Source organism: Mesorhizobium sp. M7A.F.Ca.CA.004.12.1.1 (genome assembly GCF_003997835.1).
Lineage (GTDB): Bacteria > Pseudomonadota > Alphaproteobacteria > Rhizobiales > Rhizobiaceae > Mesorhizobium.
Genome location: NZ_RZRK01000017.1, coordinates 1 through 17,954, shown reverse-complemented (window position 1 = coordinate 17,954; position 17,954 = coordinate 1). Strand labels below are relative to the sequence as shown.

The following is a 17,954-nucleotide window of genomic DNA, read 5'->3' as shown; positions in this document are numbered from 1 at the left end:
CGCCAGCATCGCCGACGGCAACGCCGCCGATATCGACCGCGCCGTGAAGTCGGCGCGCAAGGCGTTCGAGAAGGGCTCGTGGTCGCGATCAGCGCCAGCCTTTCGCAAGAAGGTGCTGACGAAATTCGCCGAGCTGGTCGAAAAGCATGCCGACGAGCTCGCCGTGCTCGGCGTGCGCGACAATGGCACCGAGATCGGCATGGCCTACAAGGCCGAACCGCTCTCGGCCGCCGGCACCATCCGCTACTATGCCGAGGCGATCGACAAGGTCTACGGCGAGATCGCGCCAACGGCCGACAATGTGCTCGGACTGATCCACAAGGAGCCGCTCGGCGTCGTCGGCGTCATCGTGCCGTGGAACTTTCCGCTGATGATCGGCGCCTGGAAGATCGCGCCCGCACTTGCCGCCGGCAATTGCGTGGTGGTCAAGCCGCCGGAGATCGCTTCGCTGACGCTGCTGCAGCTGGCCGAATTGGCAAGCGAGGCCGGACTTCCCGCCGGTGTGCTCAATGTCGTCACCGGCCGTGGCGCGGTCACCGGCGAAGCGCTCGGCCTGCATATGGATGTCGACGCCATCGCCTTCACCGGCTCGGGGCCGGTCGGCCGACGGCTGCTCGAATATTCCGCTCGCTCCAATCTGAAGCGCGTCTTCCTCGAACTCGGCGGCAAGTCGCCCAACATCGTCTTTGCCGATGCTCCCGACCTGAAACAGGCGGCGGTCGTCTCGGCCAACGGCATTTTTCGCAATTCCGGCCAGGTCTGCGTCGCCGGCTCGCGGCTTCTGGTCCAGTCAGCGGTCTATGATCGGTTCATGGACGAACTTGTCGCGGCAACCACGCGGCTCAAAGTCGGCGATCCGCTCGATCTCACCAGCGATGTCGGCGCCGTGTCGAGCGCCGAGCAACTGAACAAGAATCTCGGTTTCGTCGCCAGAGCCACCGAAGAAGGCGCCCAGCTGGTCACCGGTGGCGAGCGGATTCTGACCGAGACCGGCGGCAGCTACATGGCGCCGACGATCTTCGAGAATGTCACGCAAGACATGCAGCTTGCGCGCGAGGAGGTGTTCGGGCCAGTGCTCGGCGTCATGCGCTTCGAGACCGAGGAGGAGGCGGTGCGGCTTGCCAATTCGACCGTCTACGGGCTCGCCTCGGCGGTGTGGACCGCCAACCTCTCCACAGCACACCGCATGGTGCGCGCCATCAATGCCGGCGTCGTCCACGTCAACACCTATGGCGGCGCCGACATCACCGTGCCGCTCGGCGGCGTCAAACAGTCCGGTTTCGGCCGCGACAAGTCGCTTCACGCGCTGGAGAAATATTTGGAACTGAAGACGGCGTGGATCGCGCTTTGAGCCTGGCGTCAGCGCCGGTTTTTCCGAGAGTCCGATCTTACTTCCGAAGCGCAGCGGATCGCATCGTAGCCCGCGGCGATCGATTCAATGGCGTCTCGTTCTCACTCACCCGAAAATTTTGAGAGAATATTCCCGGCTTTGGCGAGAACGGCGAAAGGCGTTCTTTGATAAACTTGATAGAATTTCTGAGGATGTGACCAAGGCTAGGCAATCCGCCTCGCTGCCATGACTTCACAACCACAGAGATCAATCATGTCCGACTTCAAGAACACTTTGCCATCTTCCCCGGGGTCAACCGTCAACCGGCGCAGTGGCCTTGCTCTGCTGTTCGCCTCGGCCGTGGCGATCGGCAGCCTGATGGCGCCCGGCGCATCGTTCGCCGAGGACAAAAAGGCGATCAAGGTGGGTATCATCAGCGGTGAGGACGAGGATGTCTGGCGAGTCGTCGTCGCCCAGGCCGCCGAAAAGGGCCTCTCCATCGAAACCGTGGTGTTCAACGACTACACCCAGCCCAATGAGGCGCTGGAGCGCGGCGAAATCGACGCCAACGCCTTCCAGCACCAGCCCTATCTCGACAACCAGATCAAGACTCAAGGGTATCATATCGTGCGCGTCGGCTATACCGGCGTGTGGCCGATCGGCCTCTACTCCAAGAAGTACAAAGCAGTCGCCGACCTGCCCGAGGGCGCGGTCGTCGGCGTGCCGAACGATCCATCCAATGAAGGCCGGGCGCTGCGCGTGCTGCAGAACGAGGGCGTGATCAAATTGAAGGACGGCACCGGCATTCTCGCCGCCACCGTCGACATCGCCGAGAACGCGAAGAAGGTGGTGATCAAGGAACTGGACGCCGGCATTGTCGGCCGCTCGGTCGAGGATCTCGACGCGGCCGTGGTCAACACCGACTGGGCGCTGAAAAGCGGCCTGACGCCGGAAAACCGCATCGCGCAGGAGCCGATCGCCGACAATCCCTACCGCAACTTCATCGCGGTGAAGGCCGGTAACGAGAACGAGGCCTGGGTGAAGACGCTGGTCGCCTCCTATCAGAACGAGGCGGTGAAGGCCGAGTTCGACAAGGTCTACAAGGGCACCGGCCTCAGCGCCTATTGATCCGGTCGACCGGAAGCCCGGTTCGATAGCAACAGCGGTCCGCGCTCAGGCGCGGGCCGCGATTGCGTTTTCGGGAACAGGAACATTCATGAACCAGCATATCACGGCATCCGGAGAAACCGCCGATCCGATCCATGCCCGGCCCGACGCGTCTCAGGACGTCGTGCGCCTCGTCGAGCTGAAGCGCCGCTTCGGTGCGACAGCGGCGCTCGACGGCATCTCGCTGACCGTGCGCAAGGGCGAGATCCTCGGTATCATCGGCCGCAGCGGCGCCGGCAAGTCGACGCTGATCCGCTGCCTGAACGGGCTGGAGCGTCCTGACTCCGGCGAAGTTTTCATCGAAGGCCGAGAGATCAGCCGGCTCGGCGAGCGCGACCTGCAGCCGCTACGGCGGCGCATCGGCATGATCTTCCAGCATTTCAACCTGCTGTCGGCCAAGACCGTCGAAGACAATGTGGCGCTGCCGCTCAAGATCGAGGGCCGCCCGAAGGCCGAGCGACTGAAGCGCGCCGCCGAACTGCTCGACCTCGTCGGCCTGTCCGAGAAGGCAAAAGCCTATCCGGCGTCACTGTCGGGCGGCCAGAAGCAGCGTGTCGGCATCGCCCGGGCGCTGGCAGCACGCCCGGCGCTGCTCTTGTCGGACGAAGCCACCTCGGCGCTCGATCCGGAAACAACGCGCTCCATCCTCGCCCTTCTCAAGGACATCAACCGGCAGCTTGGGCTGACCATCCTTCTGATCACCCATGAGATGGAGGTGGTCCGCTCGATCGCCGACCGCGTTGCGGTGATCGACGCCGGGCGCATCGTCGAGCAAGGGCCGGTCTGGTCGGTGTTTGCCGACCCACAATCAGACATCACCAAAAGCCTGCTCGGCGCCATCCGGCCACAGCTGCCAGCCGAACTGGCGGCCCGGCTGCTGCCGGCGGCCGGCGCGGAGACGATCCTGCGCGTCGACGTGGCCGGTGATGCGGCACGCGGCCCGTTGCTGTCCGACCTTGCCACGGCTGTTCCAGGCGCCTTCCGCCTCATCCACGGCGGCATCGACCATATCCAGCAACAGCCCGTCGGCACGCTGTTCCTGTCTGTTCCCGGCAGCGATGCAAATCATCTCGCTGACATCATCACATTCCTGAAGACCCGCCAGGCGCGGGTGGAGGTGCTTGGCCATGTCGCCGATCCTGTTTGAACTTCTGCTGCGTTCGATTTGGGAAACCGTCCTGATGACAGCCGCCTCCGGCCTCATCTCGCTGGTCTTCGGCCTGCCGCTCGGCCTGGCACTGATCGCCACCGAACGCGGCGGGATTGCCGAAAGCCTGTGGGTGAACCGGGCGCTCGGCGCCGTCATCAACGGCTTCCGTTCGGTGCCCTTCATCATCCTTCTGGTGGCACTGATCCCGGTGACGCGGCTGATCGTCGGCACCTCGATCGGCACATGGGCAGCCATCGTGCCGCTGTCGATCGCCGCCACGCCCTATTACGCGCGCATTGCCGAAGTGTCGTTGCGTGAGGTCGACCGTGGCTTGATCGAGGCGGCGCGCGCCATGGGCGGCAACCGCTGGACGATCATCCGCGAGGTGCTGGTGCCGGAAGCCCTGCCCGGCATCGTCGCCGGCTTCACGGTGACGCTGGTGACGCTGATCGGTGCCTCGGCCATGGCCGGCGCCATCGGCGCCGGCGGCCTCGGCGACCTCGCCATCCGCTACGGCTATCAACGATTTGAGACGTCCGTCATGATCGCGGTGGTCATCGTGCTGATCATCCTGGTCTGCGGCATCCAGTGGGCGGGGGACCGGCTGGTGGCGAGGCTGGATCGGCGGGGGTGAAAGACTGGCTGACGGCACGGCCGCGTACGGGATAGGCGGAGGCCTCCCCGCCACCAAACCGTCTGACGCCCGGCCTCACCCGCCAAAGCTGCCCAGCCGCGTCGGCTGCGTATAGCTGCGGTCGACATAGAGCAGGGCCGAGCCGCCGCTGCCGTGCCGGACATCGATGACGCGGCCGATCATGACATTGTGCGTGCCGACGACATGCACAGTCTCAATCTCGCAATCGAAATTGACGATCGCATCCGACAACGCCGGCGTGCCGGAGGTCAGCGTCTGCCAGCGCGCCGAGGCGTAGCGTGCCTCCATGTCCCTGGTCGCGCCGGCGAATTTTCCCGCCAGATGCATGTGGTCATGCATCAGCACGTTGACGCAGAAGCGCTGGTTGGACAGAAACATGGCGGCCTGCGTCGAGCGCCCGTTCATGCAGACCAGCAGCGTCGGCGGCTCGTCGGAGACGCTGCACATGGCGGTGGCGGTGAAGCCGCCGCGTCCTGCCGGCCCATCGGTGGTGACGATGTTGACCGGCGCGCAGACCCTCGCCATGGCGTCGCGGAAATCGGTTTTCGAAATCTGCGTGGCCATCTAATTCACTCGGCCGTTGAGACAAGCGGATTGAACCAGGTATCGCCCGTCCAGCCATTCTCGTCATAGTCGGCCATGCAGGTGTCGACGAGCTCTTCCATCGCCTTCAGCCGCCCGCCGCGTTCAGCTCCTTTCAGCACCTGCAGCCGCACCTCTTCCGGCGCGCCGGCATAGTTGAGCTCGTAGAGCGCGTGGCGGCCGCCGAACTCGGTGCCGGTCGCGTCCCACAAAAGCTTCATGATCTTGATGCGCTCGATGTGGCCCATGTCGTTGGAGCCACGCACATATTGCGCCAGATACTTGTCGATCTCGGGGTTGTTGAAGTCGCGCACCGACGACGGCAGGTAGATCAGCCCGGACGCGATCACCCGGCGCACGGTGTCGATGACACGCGGATAGGCTTCCGACATGAAGGTGCGGTAGGCGAGCGCGGCTTCCAGATTGGGCAGCACCGCGCCATTCGCCCACGGGATCGGGTTGTAGGCCATGGCGTTGGAAAAGCTCCAGAACATGTGCCTGAGCGCGATGACCTCGCCCAGTGCCGCCTGGTTGCCGCGGAAAGCATCGCCGCCCGTGGCGCGCAGCGCCTTGGCCAGCAGGCCGGCGAGGAAGTCGAGCTTGACGGCGAAACGCGTGCAGCCCTGGAAGCAGTAGCCATGCATGAAGCCGGATGCCGGGTGGAAGGACAGGATCTTCTGCGCATCGCGCAGCACCAGCACGTCCTCCCAGGGGATGAAGACATTGTCGAGCACCAGGATCGCATCGTTCTCGTCGAAGCGCGACGACAGCGGATAGTCGAAGGGCGCCGCCACCGTGTTGGCCGTCTGCTCGTAGGAGACGCGGCAGAACATCTTTATCCCCGGTGCATTCATCGGCACGATGAACATCACCGACAGCGACGGATCCTCAGTGATCGTCGCCGAGCCCTGCGCCAGGAAATTGTAGTGGGTCAGCGCCGAGGACGTCGCCACCACCTTGGCGCCGGAGACATAGATGCCGGCATCCGTCTCCTTGGTGATGTGGACGAAGACGTCCTTCACCTGTTCGGCCGGCTTGTGGCGGTCGATCGGCGGATTGACGATGGCATGGTTCATGAACAGTGCGGCTTCCTGCGCACGTTTGTGCCAGGACAGAGCATTGTCCCTGAACGGCCCGTACCAGTCGGCATTGGCGCCGAGCGTGTTCATCAGCGCCGCCTTGTAGTCGGGCGTGCGCCCCATCCAGCCATAGGACATGCGCGACCACTCGGCGATCGCCGTCTGCTGGGTAACAAGCTCAGCCGAGGATTTGGCGACCCGGAAATATTTGTGGGTGTAGCCGCCCGAGCCGGTGTCGGTCGGCGAGGTCAGCGTGTCCCGCCGCAGGGGATCATGCAGCGCATCGTAGAGGCGCGCCAGCGACCGCGCCGAATTGCGCATCGACGGGTGCGTGGTGACATCGGCAATGCGTTCGCCGTATATATAGACCTCGCGGCCGTCGCGCAGGCTCTCCAGATACTCAGCCCCGGTGAACGGCCGTGCCTTATCAGTGCGGAAGTCTTCTGATCGCATGATGGTCCTCCTCTTGAGTCGCAACACTAGCGCCTTGGGCATGCTTCGGTTATGGACGGAACGGCAAAACCGATTGGACTTTTTCAGGCGCCATGAGCCAGAATTCCATCCCCGACTTCTTCGTCTATGGCGAGCCGGTGAGGCCGCTCGATGTCGGTTTCCTGCATGTCGAGACGGTGCTTGCGCGCAGCAATATCCATCTTGGTCAGGTTGCGGCGCACAAGCATCCGCAGATGGGCCAGATCACCTACTGGACCAGCGGCTCCGGCACCTACCGTATCGAAGACCGATCCTGGGACTTTTCGGCGCCTGCCGTCAGCTTCGTGCCGAGCGCTGTCGTGCATGGCTTCTCGATCGGACCCGGCACCGACGCCATCGTCGTCTCGGTCGCCGACGGCGCGCTCGCGGCCATCGCCGCTCACAGCCTGCTGCCGCTGGACAGGCCGGTCTTTGCCGACGGTCTGCCACGACACGCGGCGTGGGCGAGACTGGCGGCGGTGCTGGAGATGATCGCCGCCGAATATGCCGAGGCGCAAGCCGGCAATGACAGGGTCCTGCCGGCGCTGATCGCCGTCGCACTCTCCCACATTGCGCGCCTGAGCCCCGGCGTGACCGCCTCCGCTGCCTCTTCCGATGCTTCGCTGGCGCGGGGCCTGCGCCGGCTCGCCGACACGCATTTCCGCGACAACTGGCCGGTCGATCGCTACGTCGAGGCGCTGGCCACCACGCCGCATCTTCTCGACAAGGCTGCCCATGCTGTGCTGGGCGCCGGCGTCAAGCGGGTCGTCAGCGAAAGGCGGCTGCTGGAGGCCAAGCGTCTGCTGCTGTTTACCGTACGCACGGTGGAGGACATCGCCTACGAGATCGGCTTCGACGACCCGGCGTATTTTTCACGGTTCTTTCGCGCGCGGGTCGGCGAAGCGCCCGCCGCCTGGCGCCGGAAGCACTTGCAGGGCCATTAGTCCTGCGTGAGATGCAGACCCGTGATGCGCAATCCTCGATGTTGCAGCCACAGCCACTTTTTCGTGAAGCTGAACGGGTTGATCCCTTCGCCTGTCTGCCTAGGTAGAAAGGAGCGGCGGGCGCCACGCAAATCTGACATCGGGCCAATCTGACAGTCGGCATGATATTTTCCTGCATTCAAAAGCTTGCCCTCGCTGTTCTCTGTGTGGGAATCCAGTCTTCCTGCGTCGTTCCCGACGATACGTCGCGTATCGCCAAGGTTGATCCAACGGCGGCGGCCGCCCGCAAGGAGATGGTCGGCCTCAGCGAAGCCGATGTTCGAATGTGCGCCGGGTTTCCGACCGCCACCGCCAACGCCGGCCGATCGGGCCAGATCTGGACCTACAAGCGCATCGTCCAGCGCGGCAATCTCAGCATTGTGGTTCCGACTCTAGCGGTAGGCGCGATCCCGGCGGTCGGCGGCTCCGTCAATGTCGCTCCCGGCGGTTATTGCGACACGCAAATTCGCATGGTCGACGGCCGCGTCGCCGAAGTTGCCTATGCCGGCGACAACAATTTGCCGAACAGGCGCGACGCGCTTTGTGTCAGCACGGTGGACGCCTGCGTGACCTATGCGCGTCAACACGGTCAGAGGCCGGCGGCCAGATCGGCCAGATAGCCGGCGGCAGCGAAACGGCGATGACGGTCACGCAAATACCGTTGAGGGCTTGACTGACCCGCCGGACAGAATACGCTAGCGCAAAATACCGGCTCTGATCGCCGGGCGGCAAGAATGCCTCGTATGCCTCGCCCTTCCGGCGCTGGCTGCGAGGCATTGTCATTTTGGGGATCTGTTTGAAACGGCATATCGAGATCGGCATCCTGTATTCCCGCTCGGGGAGCTATCAGCTCGTCTCCGATGCGTGCCGCATCGGCGCCATGCGCGCCATCGCCGACATCAACGCCGATCGCAGCTCAGGCATCGAACTGGTGCCGGTCGAGCGCGATCCGCAAAGCAATGCGGACCGTTACGCGACGCTGTGCGAGGATATTTTCAGGACCAGCAGCGCGCGCCATGTCGTCGGCTGCGTCACCTCGTGGAGCCGCAAGGAAACCATTCCGGTGCTCGAGAAGGCGGGCGGCATGCTCTGGTACGCCTGCCCCTATGAGGGCTTCGAGGCCAACGAGCACGTCGTCTACATGCACGCCTGCCCCAACCAGCATCTGGTGCCGCTGATGGCGCATGTCGTGCCGCGTTTCGGCGCCAACGGTTTCCTGCTCGGCTCGAACTACATCTGGGGCTGGGAGATGAACCGCGTCGCCCGCGACCTGATCGCCGATGCCGGCGGCAAGGTGCTGGGCGAACGCTATCTGCGCATCGGCGAGACCGACGTGTCGCGGCTGATCGCGGAGATCCGTGCCACACGGCCGAACTTCATCCTCAACAACCTGATCGGCACCACTTCCTACGCCTTCCTGGCGGCCTATTGCGATCTCGGGAATGAGGATCCTGCCTTCCGCCCGGAAACCTGTCCCGTCATCTCCTGCAACCTCACCGAAGGAGAGTTGCCGGCGATCGGCGTATCCGGGAAAGGGCACCTGTCGGTCGGGCCGTACTTCGCGCCGCGGCCGGCCGCCTTCGCCTCGTCTTTCGAGGCCTCCGCCTATGCCTCCGTGCAGGTGATGGCCGACGTGCTCTCCAGCAATTCCGAAGCCGGTCCGGCGGAATTTTCCAGAGCCTTCGCAGAACGCCGCTTCTCCACCCGGCTCGGGCCGATCGCCATCGACGCGCATTCCCAGCACGCGACGCTGCCGGTGATCATCGGGCGCATCGCGGATGGCTTCTTCGAGGTCGTCAGCCGCGAGGACGAAGTCGCGCCAGACCCGTATCTGTCGCGCTACGACCCGGCAAAAACATTCGGCCGCCCGCGCCTGAGGGTGGTGTCGTGACGAGAACCCCACGCATCCCCAATCTCGGCGGCGCCAGGGCCTTCATCCTGCACCGTCCGCACCCGACGGTGCAGGCGATCACCAGGCAATTGTCGGCCATCGGCCTGATCACGCTGGACTGCTGGCCCGAACTACCGCCCGAGGCGCTGGCGGCCGATTTCGTCTTCTTCGACGCCGATCTCGGCTTCGACGAGCAATTCCCGTGGAAGCCGGGCGAAGCGCCGATGCCGCTGGTGGCGCTGATCGGCTCCGAGGCGCCCGGCCGCATCGAATGGGCATTGTCGCACAAGGCCGACGCCCAACTCTTGAAGCCGGTCGGCAATGCCGGCGTCTACAGCGCACTGCTGATCGCAAGGCAAAGTTTCGAGGCGCGAAAACACCTGGCCAGCGAAATCGCCTCGCTTCGCCAGCGCGTCGCCGAGCGCCAGACCATCGTGCGCGCGGTGACGGCACTGGCGAAAGGCGCCGATGACGGCCGCGCCTATGCGCAGCTTCGCTCGCTGGCGATGAGCTGGCAGATCAGCGTCGAGGATGCCGCGCGGCGGATCGTGGCCATGACAAGTGAAGAAGCAACGGGGGAAGAAGGCGGCGATGACCAGTCCCATCGCGCCTGATCTCACCGCGCCAGGGCGCATGCCGGTCAAGCCGCGCGCCGGCGTCTGGCGCCGGCTGGTCAGGCGCCGTCTGGCACTGCTTGGGCTGGTGATCGTCGCCATTGTCGTTGCCGGCGCCGTGCTGGCGCCATGGCTGACAGGCTACGATCCCAACGAGCAGATGTTCGACGGCCTGACCATCGAGGGCTCGCCCTTGCCGCCGGATGCAAAATTCTGGCTGGGCACCGACCTGCTCGGCCGCGACCTGTTGACCCGCATCCTCTACGGAGCCCGCACCTCGCTGATCATCGGCATCGTCGCCAATGGCGTGGCGCTGTTCATCGGCACGCTGGTCGGTGTTGTTGCTGGCTATTTCCGCGGCTGGATCGGCAGTGCGCTGATGCGCTTCACCGATTTGATGATGGCCTTTCCGGCACTGCTGCTCGCCATTTGCCTGGCGGCGGTGTTCGAGCCGAGCCTGTGGATCGTCGCCATGGTCATCGCGCTGGTCAACTGGGTGCAGACCGCCCGCGTTATTTACACCGAGACCTCTTCGCTCGCCGAACGCGAGTTCATCGACGCCGAGCGCACCATCGGGGCGAGCGCACCGCGCATCCTGTTTCGCCACATCCTGCCGCATCTCCTGCCGACCATCATCGTCTGGGGCACGCTCGGCATTTCGACCACGGTGCTGTTGGAGGCGACGCTCTCCTTCCTCGGCATTGGCGTGCAGCCGCCGACCTCGTCCTGGGGCAACATCATCTTCGAGAACCAGACCTACTTCCAGGCAGCACCCTGGCTGGTGTTCTTCCCCGGTGCGGCGATCCTGGCGCTGGCACTGGCCTTCAACCTGATCGGCGACGCGCTGCGCGACATCCTCGATCCGACGCAAAGGGGCCGGGCATGATCGCCTATCTAGGCCGCCGCCTGATCCAGTCGCTGCTGATCCTGCTCGGCGTCTCGCTGATCACCTTCGCGCTGCTCTATCTCTTGCCGGCCGACCCGGTGCGCCAGATCGCCGGCCGCAGCGCCACGCCGCAGACGGTTGAGAACATCCGCCAGCAGCTCGGCCTCGACCAGCCCTTCATCGTCCAGTACTGGCGCTATCTTACGAAGCTCATCAGCGGCGATCTCGGCCGCTCCTACATCCAGCGCTCCGAAGTCACCGAGCTGATCGTCTCACGGCTGCCGGCAAGCCTGTTGCTGATGGTCGGCGCCATCCTGTGCGAGCTGCTGCTCGGCCTCAGCATGGGCCTGATCGCTGCCGTCAAGCGCGGCACCGGCACCGACCAGACGCTGATGGTCGCCTCCTTCGTCGGCGTCTCGGCACCGCAATTCGTCGTCGGTCTGCTGCTGCTCTACGTCTTTGCCGTGCGGCTCAGCTGGTTCCCGATCGGCGGCTATGGCACCTGGCGTCATCTCGTGCTGCCGTCGCTGACCATGGGCATACTCGGCGCCGGCTGGTACGCCCGCATGATGCGCTCGTCGATGATCGATGTTCTGCGTCAGGATTATGTCCGCACCGCCCGCGCCAAGGGCCTGGCGCGGCGAGCCATCCTTTTCCGCCATGCGCTGCCGAACGCCATCCTGCCGGTCATCGCCATGATCGGCATCGACATCGGCATCTTCATGGGTGGCATCGTCGTCGTCGAAAGCGTGTTCGGCTGGCCTGGCATTGGCCAGCTGGCGTGGCAGGCCATCCAGCGCGTGGACATCCCGATCATCATGGGCGTCACCCTGGTCTCGGCCTTCGCCATCGTGCTCGGCAATCTGCTGGCCGACGTCATCGCGCCCTTCATCGACCCCCGCATCAAGCTCAGATGAAAATGAAAACCAGACAGAGAAAGGGAACATAAAAATGAAAAAGTTTCTCGCTTCCACGGTAGCGGCATCGGCGCTGGCGCTGATGCTCGGCATGACAAGTGTTCGCGCCGAGGACACCGTCGATCCGAACGCCAAGCAGGGCGGCGCCATCACCATCACCTACAAGGACGATGTCGCCACGCTCGATCCGGCGATCGGGTATGACTGGCAGAACTGGTCGATGATCAAGAGCCTGTTCGACGGGCTGATGGATTACGAACCTGGCACCACCAATTTGAAGCCCGACCTTGCCGAGAGCTACGAGATCTCGCCCGACGGGAAGACCTTCACCTTCAAGCTGCGCCATGGCGTGAAATTCCACAATGGCCGCGAGATGACCGCCGACGACGTGAAATATTCGCTCGACCGCGTCACCAATCCCAAGACCCAGAGCCCCGGCGCCGGCTTTTTCGGCTCGATCAAGGGCTATGACGATGTCGCCGCCGGCAAGGCCGGGAGCCTCTCCGGCGTCACCGTCGTCGATCCCTACACGGTCAAGTTCGAGCTGACCCGGCCCGACGCCACTTTCCTGCATGTCATGGCCATCAACTTCTCGCATGTCGTGCCGAAGGAAGAGGTCGAGAAATACGGCGCCGATTTCGGCAAGCATCCGGTCGGCACCGGCGCCTTCAAGCTCGCCGAATGGACACTCGGCCAGCGCATCGTCTTCGAGCGCAATGCGGACTATTGGCACAAGGGCCTGCCGCATCTGGACAAGATCACCTTCGAGATCGGCCAGGAGCCGATCGTGGCGCTGCTGCGCCTGCAGAAGGGCGAGATCGATGTGCCCGGCGACGGCATTCCGCCGGCAAAATTCCAGGAGGTGATGGCCGATCCGGAGCAGAAGGCGCGCGTCGTCGAAGGCGGCCAGCTGCACACCGGCTATGTCACCATGAACACCACCATGGCGCCGTTCGACAATGTGAAGGTGCGTCAGGCGGTCAACATGGCGATCAACAAGGCGCGCATCATCCAGATCATCAACGGCCGCGCTGTGCCGGCCAACCAGCCGCTGCCGCCGTCGATGCCGGGCTACGACAAGGAGTACAAGGGCTATCCCTATGACGTCGCCAAGGCCAAGGCGCTGCTTGCCGAGGCCGGCCATCCCGATGGTTTCGACACGCAATTGTTCGCCATGAACACCGATCCCAACCCGCGCATCGCTCAGGCGATCCAGCAGGATCTGGCGGCGATCGGCATCAAGGCCAGCATCCAGTCGCTGGCTCAGGCAAACGTCATTGCCGCCGGCGGCGACAAGGCCGGCGCACCGATGATCTGGTCCGGCGGCATGGCCTGGATCGCCGACTTCCCGGATCCGTCGAACTTCTACGGCCCGATCCTCGGCTGCGCCGGCGCGGTGCCGGGCGGCTGGAACTGGTCGTGGTACTGCAACAAGGATCTCGAGGCCAAGGCGGCCGAGGCCGACTCGGTGGTCGACCCGGCCAAGGCCGGCGAGCGCGACAAGATGTGGAGCGCCATCTACGACAAGGTGATGGAAGACGCGCCCTGGGCGCCGGTCTTCAACGAGCAGCGCTTCACCATGAAGTCGACGCGCATGGGCGGCGCCGACAACCTCTATGTCGACCCGGTCCATATCCCGATCAACTACGACAATGTGTACGTAAAAGATGTGCAATAACTGCGACTACACCATCCACGGGCGCCAACATCATTTCGGCTGGGACAATTCGTTTGTCCCGGCCGAGCGGGTGGCGCCCGGCTCGACCATCGAGTTCCAGTGCCTCGATTCCTCCGGCGGCCAGTTGCAGGCCGACAGCACGGTCGCCGACGTCGCCAGGCTCGACTTCGCCACCGTCAATCCGGTGACTGGGCCGATCTTCGTCGAGGGCGCCGAGCCGGGCGATGCACTGAAGGTGACGATCGAGATGTTCAAACCATCCGGCTTCGGCTGGACGGCCAACATTCCCGGTTTCGGGCTGCTCGCCGACGACTTCAAGGAGCCGGCGCTGAACATCTGGAAATACGACGCCGTCTCGCTCGAGCCGGCGCTGTTCGGCAAAAATGCGCGTGTGCCGTTGAAAGCCTTCGCCGGCACCATCGGCAACGCGCTGGCGGAAAAGGGCCACCATTCGGTGGTGCCGCCAAGGCGCGTCGGCGGCAATCTCGACATCCGCGATCTCGCCGCCGGCACCACGCTGTACCTGCCGGTGGAAGTGGCGGGCGCACTGTTTTCGGTCGGCGATACCCATGCCGCGCAAGGCGACGGCGAGGTTTGCGGCACGGCGATCGAAAGCCCGATGGACGTCGTGCTCAAGCTCGATCTGGTCAAGGATGCCAGGCTGAAGACGCCGCGCTTCACCACGCCAGGCCCGGTGACGCGCCATCTCGACGCCAAGGGTTATGAGGTGACGACCGGCATCGGCCCGGACCTGATGGCGGGCGCCAGGGAAGCGGTCGCGCAGATGGTCGACCTGCTCGCCGGGAGGTACAAGATCGACCCGGTCGAAGCCTATATGCTGGCCTCTGTGTGCGGCGATCTCAGGATCAGCGAGATCGTCGACATGCCGAACTGGGTGGTGTCGTTCTATTTTCCGCGCTGCGTGTTTGAATGATGTCAAGTCGGCGCTGCACCCCCCTCTGTCCTGCCGGACATCTCCCCCTCAAGGGGGGAGATCAGATGTCACTTCGGCTTTCGCCAATCTCTAATGTTGCAAGGGGGAGCGCCGGCCCACGTGACGGCCAATCTCCCCCCTTGAGGGGGAGATGTCCGGCAGGACAGAGGGGGGCGTGCCGGAATAAACCTCTCAGAACTTTGCCTTTGCAATGACCTCAACCCCCAAACCCGTCCTCGACATCGCCAACCTCTGCGTCAGCGTGCGCGGCGAGGACGGCGAGCGCGAGGTCGTCTCCGACCTGTCGCTGACGCTGGCGCGTGGCGAGACGCTCTGCATTGCCGGTGAATCCGGCTCCGGCAAATCGATGACCGCACTGGCCATCATGCAATTGCTGCCGCAGCCGGCGGCGCGCATATCGTCTGGGAAAATCCATCTGGGCGATACAGATCTGACGACTCTCGACGAGCGCCGGATGCGGCGCATTCGCGGCGACCGCATCGCCATGATCTTCCAGGAGCCGATGACCTCGCTCAACCCGGTGCTGTCGATCGGCCGGCAGCTCACCGAATCCATCGAGGCACACACCAGCCTGTCGCAGGGCGAAGCTCGTCAGCGCGCCATCGAGGCGTTGAAGGCGGTGCGCATTTCAGAGGCCGAAAGCCGGCTAAAGCAGTTTCCGCACGAACTGTCCGGCGGCATGCGCCAGCGGGTGATGATCGCCATGGCGCTGGCGCTCGAGCCGGACGTGCTGATCGCCGACGAGCCGACGACGGCCCTCGACGTCACCGTGCAAGGCGAGGTGCTGGAGCTGCTGCGCGACCTGCAGCGCCAGCACGGCACCAGCGTCATCCTGATCACCCACGACATGGGCGTCGTCGCCGAAATGGCCGACCGCGTCATCATCATGCGGCATGGCCGCATGGTCGAAGAGGGAAGAACCGCTGACATTTTTGCCAGGCCGCAAGCCGACTACACGCGCGAACTGCTTGCCGCCGTGCCGCGCATCGGCAGCGGTATCGGCCGCCAGAAATCCAGGGATGTCGAGGCGGCGGCGCCGGCCAATGTCGCCGAGGTCAAGGACCTGCATGTCCGCTTCGACCTGCATGGCGGCTTCTTCGGCCGGGTCACCCGCCGCGTCCACGCGGTGGAAGGCGTGACCTTCTCGATCGCGCCCAACGAGACGCTGGCGCTGGTCGGCGAATCCGGTTGCGGCAAGTCGACAACCGCCAAGGCGTTGGCCGGACTGGTGCCTTACAGCGGAGGCGTCGTCATCGGCGGCCGCAATTTGTCTGGCCTTGGCCGCGACGAGCGCAAGGCTGTGCGCCGCGACGTGCAGATGATTTTTCAGGATCCCTACGCCTCGCTCGACCCGCGCATGCGCGTCGGCGACCTCGTCGCCGAGCCGCTGCTGATCCATGGCATCGCCTCGAAGCAAGAACGCAGCCAGCGTGTCGCGGCGCTGTTCGAGCGCGTCGGCCTGTCGGCTGACCAGATGGATCTCTATCCGCATGAATTCTCCGGCGGCCAGCGCCAGCGCGTCTGTATTGCACGCGCTCTTGCGCTGCGGCCGAAGCTGATCATCGCCGACGAAAGCGTCTCGGCGCTCGACGTCTCGGTGCAGGCGCGTGTGCTCGATCTGTTGAAGGAATTGCAACGCGAATTCGGCGTCGCCTATCTCTTCATCTCGCACGACATGGCGGTGGTCGAGAACATCTCCGACCGCGTCGCCGTCATGTATCTCGGCCAGATCGTCGAAATGGGCACGCGCGACCAGGTCTTTTCCAACCCGCGCCACCCCTACACCAGACGCCTCATCGAAGCCGTGCCGGTGCCCGATCCAGCCAAGCGAAGAAGCCGCTTCGCCCGCCTGGACCAGGAGATCCCGAGCGCCACCCGCAGGATCGGCGAGGCGCCGTTGAAACTGGCGCTGAGGGATTTCGGCAACGGCCATCTCGTCGCCGCCGAGGGCTGAGCCGGCACTGCCGCCGGCGGTTCACGTGTTTGTGTCTCTATCTCGTGCTCAAGGCTCGCGTTCCGCCGCCAAACCGTATCGCTTCGAGCACGAAATCCCTAACGGCCTCTTGCCCTCTGTCCCTATCTTCCTCATGTTCAATACCATTGCGATGATCGATCGTAGGAGGGTCGGTCGGATTCATCGCTATGGGAGGAAGTCAACCATGAAGGTAAGCCTTTTCGTTTCCGCGGCACTTCTCGCCGTATCCGCGATCCCCGCCTCGGCCGCTGAAATTTCCGACGGCAAGGTCAAGATCGGCATCCTCAACGACCAATCGGGCGTCTACGCCGATTTCGGCGGCAAGTGGTCGGTCGAGGCGGCCAAGATGGCGGTCGAGGATTTCGGCGGCAAGGTGCAGGGAGCGCCGATAGAAATCATCAGCGCCGACCACCAGAACAAACCGGATATCGCCTCCAACATCGCGCGGCAGTGGTATGACACCGAGCAGGTCGATGCCATCATGGAACTGACGACCTCTTCGGTGGCGCTCGCCGTCCAGGGGATTTCCAAGGAAAAGAAGAAGATCGACATCGTCACCGGCGCGGCGACCACGGAGCTGACCGGCAAACAATGCTCGCCCTATGGCTTCCACTGGGCCTATGACACTCATTCGCAAGCGATTGGGACAGGCGGCTCTCTCGTGCAGCAGGGCGGCGACAGCTGGTTCTTCGTCACCGTCGACTATGCATTCGGCTATTCGCTGAAGGATCAGACCACCAAGTTCGTCGAGAGCCATGGCGGCAAGGTGCTGGGCGAGGTGCGTTATCCCCTGGGATCGACCGATTATTCGTCCTTCCTGCTGCAGGCGCAATCGTCGGGCGCCAAGGTCATCGGCCTGGCCAATGCCGGCCTCGATACCTCCAACTCGATCAAGCAGGCGGCCGAATTCGGCATCGTGCAGGGCGGTCAGCGTCTTGCCGCACTCCTGTTCACGCTGGCCGAGGTGCATGGGCTTGGCCTTCAAGCGGCGCAGGGCGTTGTGCTGACCGAAGGCTATTATTGGGATCGCGACGACAAGAGCCGCGAATTCGGGCAGCGCTTTTTCAAGCGCACCAACCGCATGCCGAACATGATCCAGGCCTCGACCTATTCAGCGGTGACGCAGTACCTGAAAGCGATCGACAAGGCCGGCACGGACGAGACCGAAGCCGTCGCCAAGCAACTGCATTCGATGCCTGTGGACGACGCCGCGATAACCAACGGCAAAGTGCAGGCGGACGGCAACATGGTCCACGACATGTACCTCTATCAGGTCAAGTCGCCAGCCGAGAGCACCAAGGAGTGGGACTACTACAAATATCTCGCCACCATTCCTGGCAACGAGGCCTTCCTGAGCGAAAAGGAAAGCGGCTGTCCGACGGCCGGCCAGTGATCGGCGCGGCCGATGGCGCCGACTGACCTGAGCGCGAACGAGCCGCCTGTGGTGCTTTCCGCCCGCGGGTTGCGGCGTGACTTTGCCGGCTTCATCGCCGTGAAAAACGTCGATCTGGATGTTCGCCATGGCAACATCCATGCCCTGATCGGACCCAACGGCGCCGGCAAGACGACCGTCTTCAACCTGCTCACCAAGTTCCTGGCGCCGACCAGCGTCAGGATCGAG

17 protein-coding genes are annotated in these 17,954 nt (G+C 64.1%); 15 read left to right on the top strand and 2 right to left on the bottom strand.

Features of this window, described 5'->3' with window-relative positions:
• The 4 genes from EN984_RS01950 to EN984_RS01935 form a co-directional block, all read left to right on the top strand.
• The coding region (locus EN984_RS01950; protein ID WP_164765362.1) for an aldehyde dehydrogenase at nucleotides 1-1,351 on the top strand (1,351 nt) is incomplete at its 5' end.
• 252 nt (nucleotides 1,352-1,603) lie between these two features.
• Nucleotides 1,604-2,458: a MetQ/NlpA family lipoprotein gene (locus EN984_RS01945; protein WP_127266745.1), complete on the top strand. Its 855-nt coding sequence runs from the start codon at nucleotides 1,604-1,606 to the stop codon at nucleotides 2,456-2,458.
• 88 nt (nucleotides 2,459-2,546) lie between these two features.
• A complete protein-coding gene (locus EN984_RS01940) occupies nucleotides 2,547-3,644 on the top strand; it encodes a methionine ABC transporter ATP-binding protein (RefSeq protein ID WP_127266744.1) in 1,098 nt (365 codons plus the stop codon).
• Nucleotides 3,625-4,281 carry a methionine ABC transporter permease gene (locus tag EN984_RS01935; RefSeq protein ID WP_127266743.1) on the top strand — a complete coding sequence of 219 codons (657 nt, stop codon included), beginning with the start codon at nucleotides 3,625-3,627 and terminating at the stop codon, nucleotides 4,279-4,281. Before EN984_RS01940 ends, EN984_RS01935 begins: the two co-directional genes overlap by 20 nt.
• A gap of 75 nt (nucleotides 4,282-4,356) precedes the next feature.
• On the opposite strand, the gene EN984_RS01930 is transcribed toward EN984_RS01935, so the two are convergent.
• A complete protein-coding gene (locus tag EN984_RS01930) occupies nucleotides 4,357-4,866 on the bottom strand; it encodes a flavin reductase (protein WP_127268203.1) in 510 nt (169 codons plus the stop codon).
• A gap of 5 nt (nucleotides 4,867-4,871) precedes the next feature.
• Nucleotides 4,872-6,416, bottom strand: coding sequence for a 4-hydroxyphenylacetate 3-hydroxylase N-terminal domain-containing protein (locus EN984_RS01925; RefSeq protein ID WP_127268204.1), 1,545 nt, complete (start codon nucleotides 6,414-6,416; stop codon nucleotides 4,872-4,874).
• Nucleotides 6,417-6,508: 92 nt separating this feature from the next.
• On the opposite strand from EN984_RS01925, the gene EN984_RS01920 reads away from it, so the two are divergent.
• From EN984_RS01920 to EN984_RS01865, 11 genes are all read left to right on the top strand, one after another.
• Nucleotides 6,509-7,378 carry a helix-turn-helix domain-containing protein gene (locus EN984_RS01920; RefSeq protein WP_023810826.1) on the top strand — a complete coding sequence of 290 codons (870 nt, stop codon included), beginning with the start codon at nucleotides 6,509-6,511 and terminating at the stop codon, nucleotides 7,376-7,378.
• Nucleotides 7,379-7,539: 161 nt separating this feature from the next.
• Nucleotides 7,540-8,037: a hypothetical protein gene (locus EN984_RS01915; RefSeq protein WP_127268205.1), complete on the top strand. Its 498-nt coding sequence runs from the start codon at nucleotides 7,540-7,542 to the stop codon at nucleotides 8,035-8,037.
• Nucleotides 8,038-8,213: 176 nt separating this feature from the next.
• Nucleotides 8,214-9,308, top strand: coding sequence for a transporter substrate-binding protein (locus EN984_RS01910; RefSeq protein ID WP_127268206.1), 1,095 nt, complete (start codon nucleotides 8,214-8,216; stop codon nucleotides 9,306-9,308).
• Complete coding sequence (locus tag EN984_RS01905) at nucleotides 9,305-9,922, top strand: ANTAR domain-containing protein (protein WP_127268207.1); 618 nt, start codon at nucleotides 9,305-9,307, stop codon at nucleotides 9,920-9,922. Before EN984_RS01910 ends, EN984_RS01905 begins: the two co-directional genes overlap by 4 nt.
• 19 nt (nucleotides 9,923-9,941) lie before the next feature.
• Nucleotides 9,942-10,808, top strand: a complete 867-nt coding sequence (locus tag EN984_RS01900; RefSeq protein ID WP_127387289.1) for an ABC transporter permease — start codon at nucleotides 9,942-9,944, stop codon at nucleotides 10,806-10,808.
• Nucleotides 10,805-11,725, top strand: a complete 921-nt coding sequence (locus EN984_RS01895; protein WP_127268209.1) for an ABC transporter permease — start codon at nucleotides 10,805-10,807, stop codon at nucleotides 11,723-11,725. The genes EN984_RS01900 and EN984_RS01895 overlap by 4 nt, the downstream gene beginning before the upstream one ends.
• Nucleotides 11,726-11,759: 34 nt before the next feature.
• On the top strand, nucleotides 11,760-13,403 hold the full coding sequence (locus tag EN984_RS01890; RefSeq protein ID WP_127272299.1) for an ABC transporter substrate-binding protein: 1,644 nt from the start codon (nucleotides 11,760-11,762) through the stop codon (nucleotides 13,401-13,403).
• Nucleotides 13,393-14,337 carry an acetamidase/formamidase family protein gene (locus tag EN984_RS01885; protein WP_127267604.1) on the top strand — a complete coding sequence of 315 codons (945 nt, stop codon included), beginning with the start codon at nucleotides 13,393-13,395 and terminating at the stop codon, nucleotides 14,335-14,337. Before EN984_RS01890 ends, EN984_RS01885 begins: the two co-directional genes overlap by 11 nt.
• A gap of 211 nt (nucleotides 14,338-14,548) precedes the next feature.
• Entirely contained in the window at nucleotides 14,549-16,312 is a 1,764-nt protein-coding gene (locus tag EN984_RS01875) for an ABC transporter ATP-binding protein (protein ID WP_127267605.1), read from the top strand.
• A 205-nt stretch (nucleotides 16,313-16,517) separates the two neighbouring features.
• Nucleotides 16,518-17,726 (top strand): ABC transporter substrate-binding protein, encoded by a 1,209-nt coding sequence (locus EN984_RS01870; RefSeq protein ID WP_127267606.1) that lies wholly within the window; start codon nucleotides 16,518-16,520, stop codon nucleotides 17,724-17,726.
• Between the two features lie 12 nt (nucleotides 17,727-17,738).
• The coding region (locus EN984_RS01865; protein WP_127383617.1) for an ATP-binding cassette domain-containing protein at nucleotides 17,739-17,954 on the top strand (216 nt) is incomplete at its 3' end.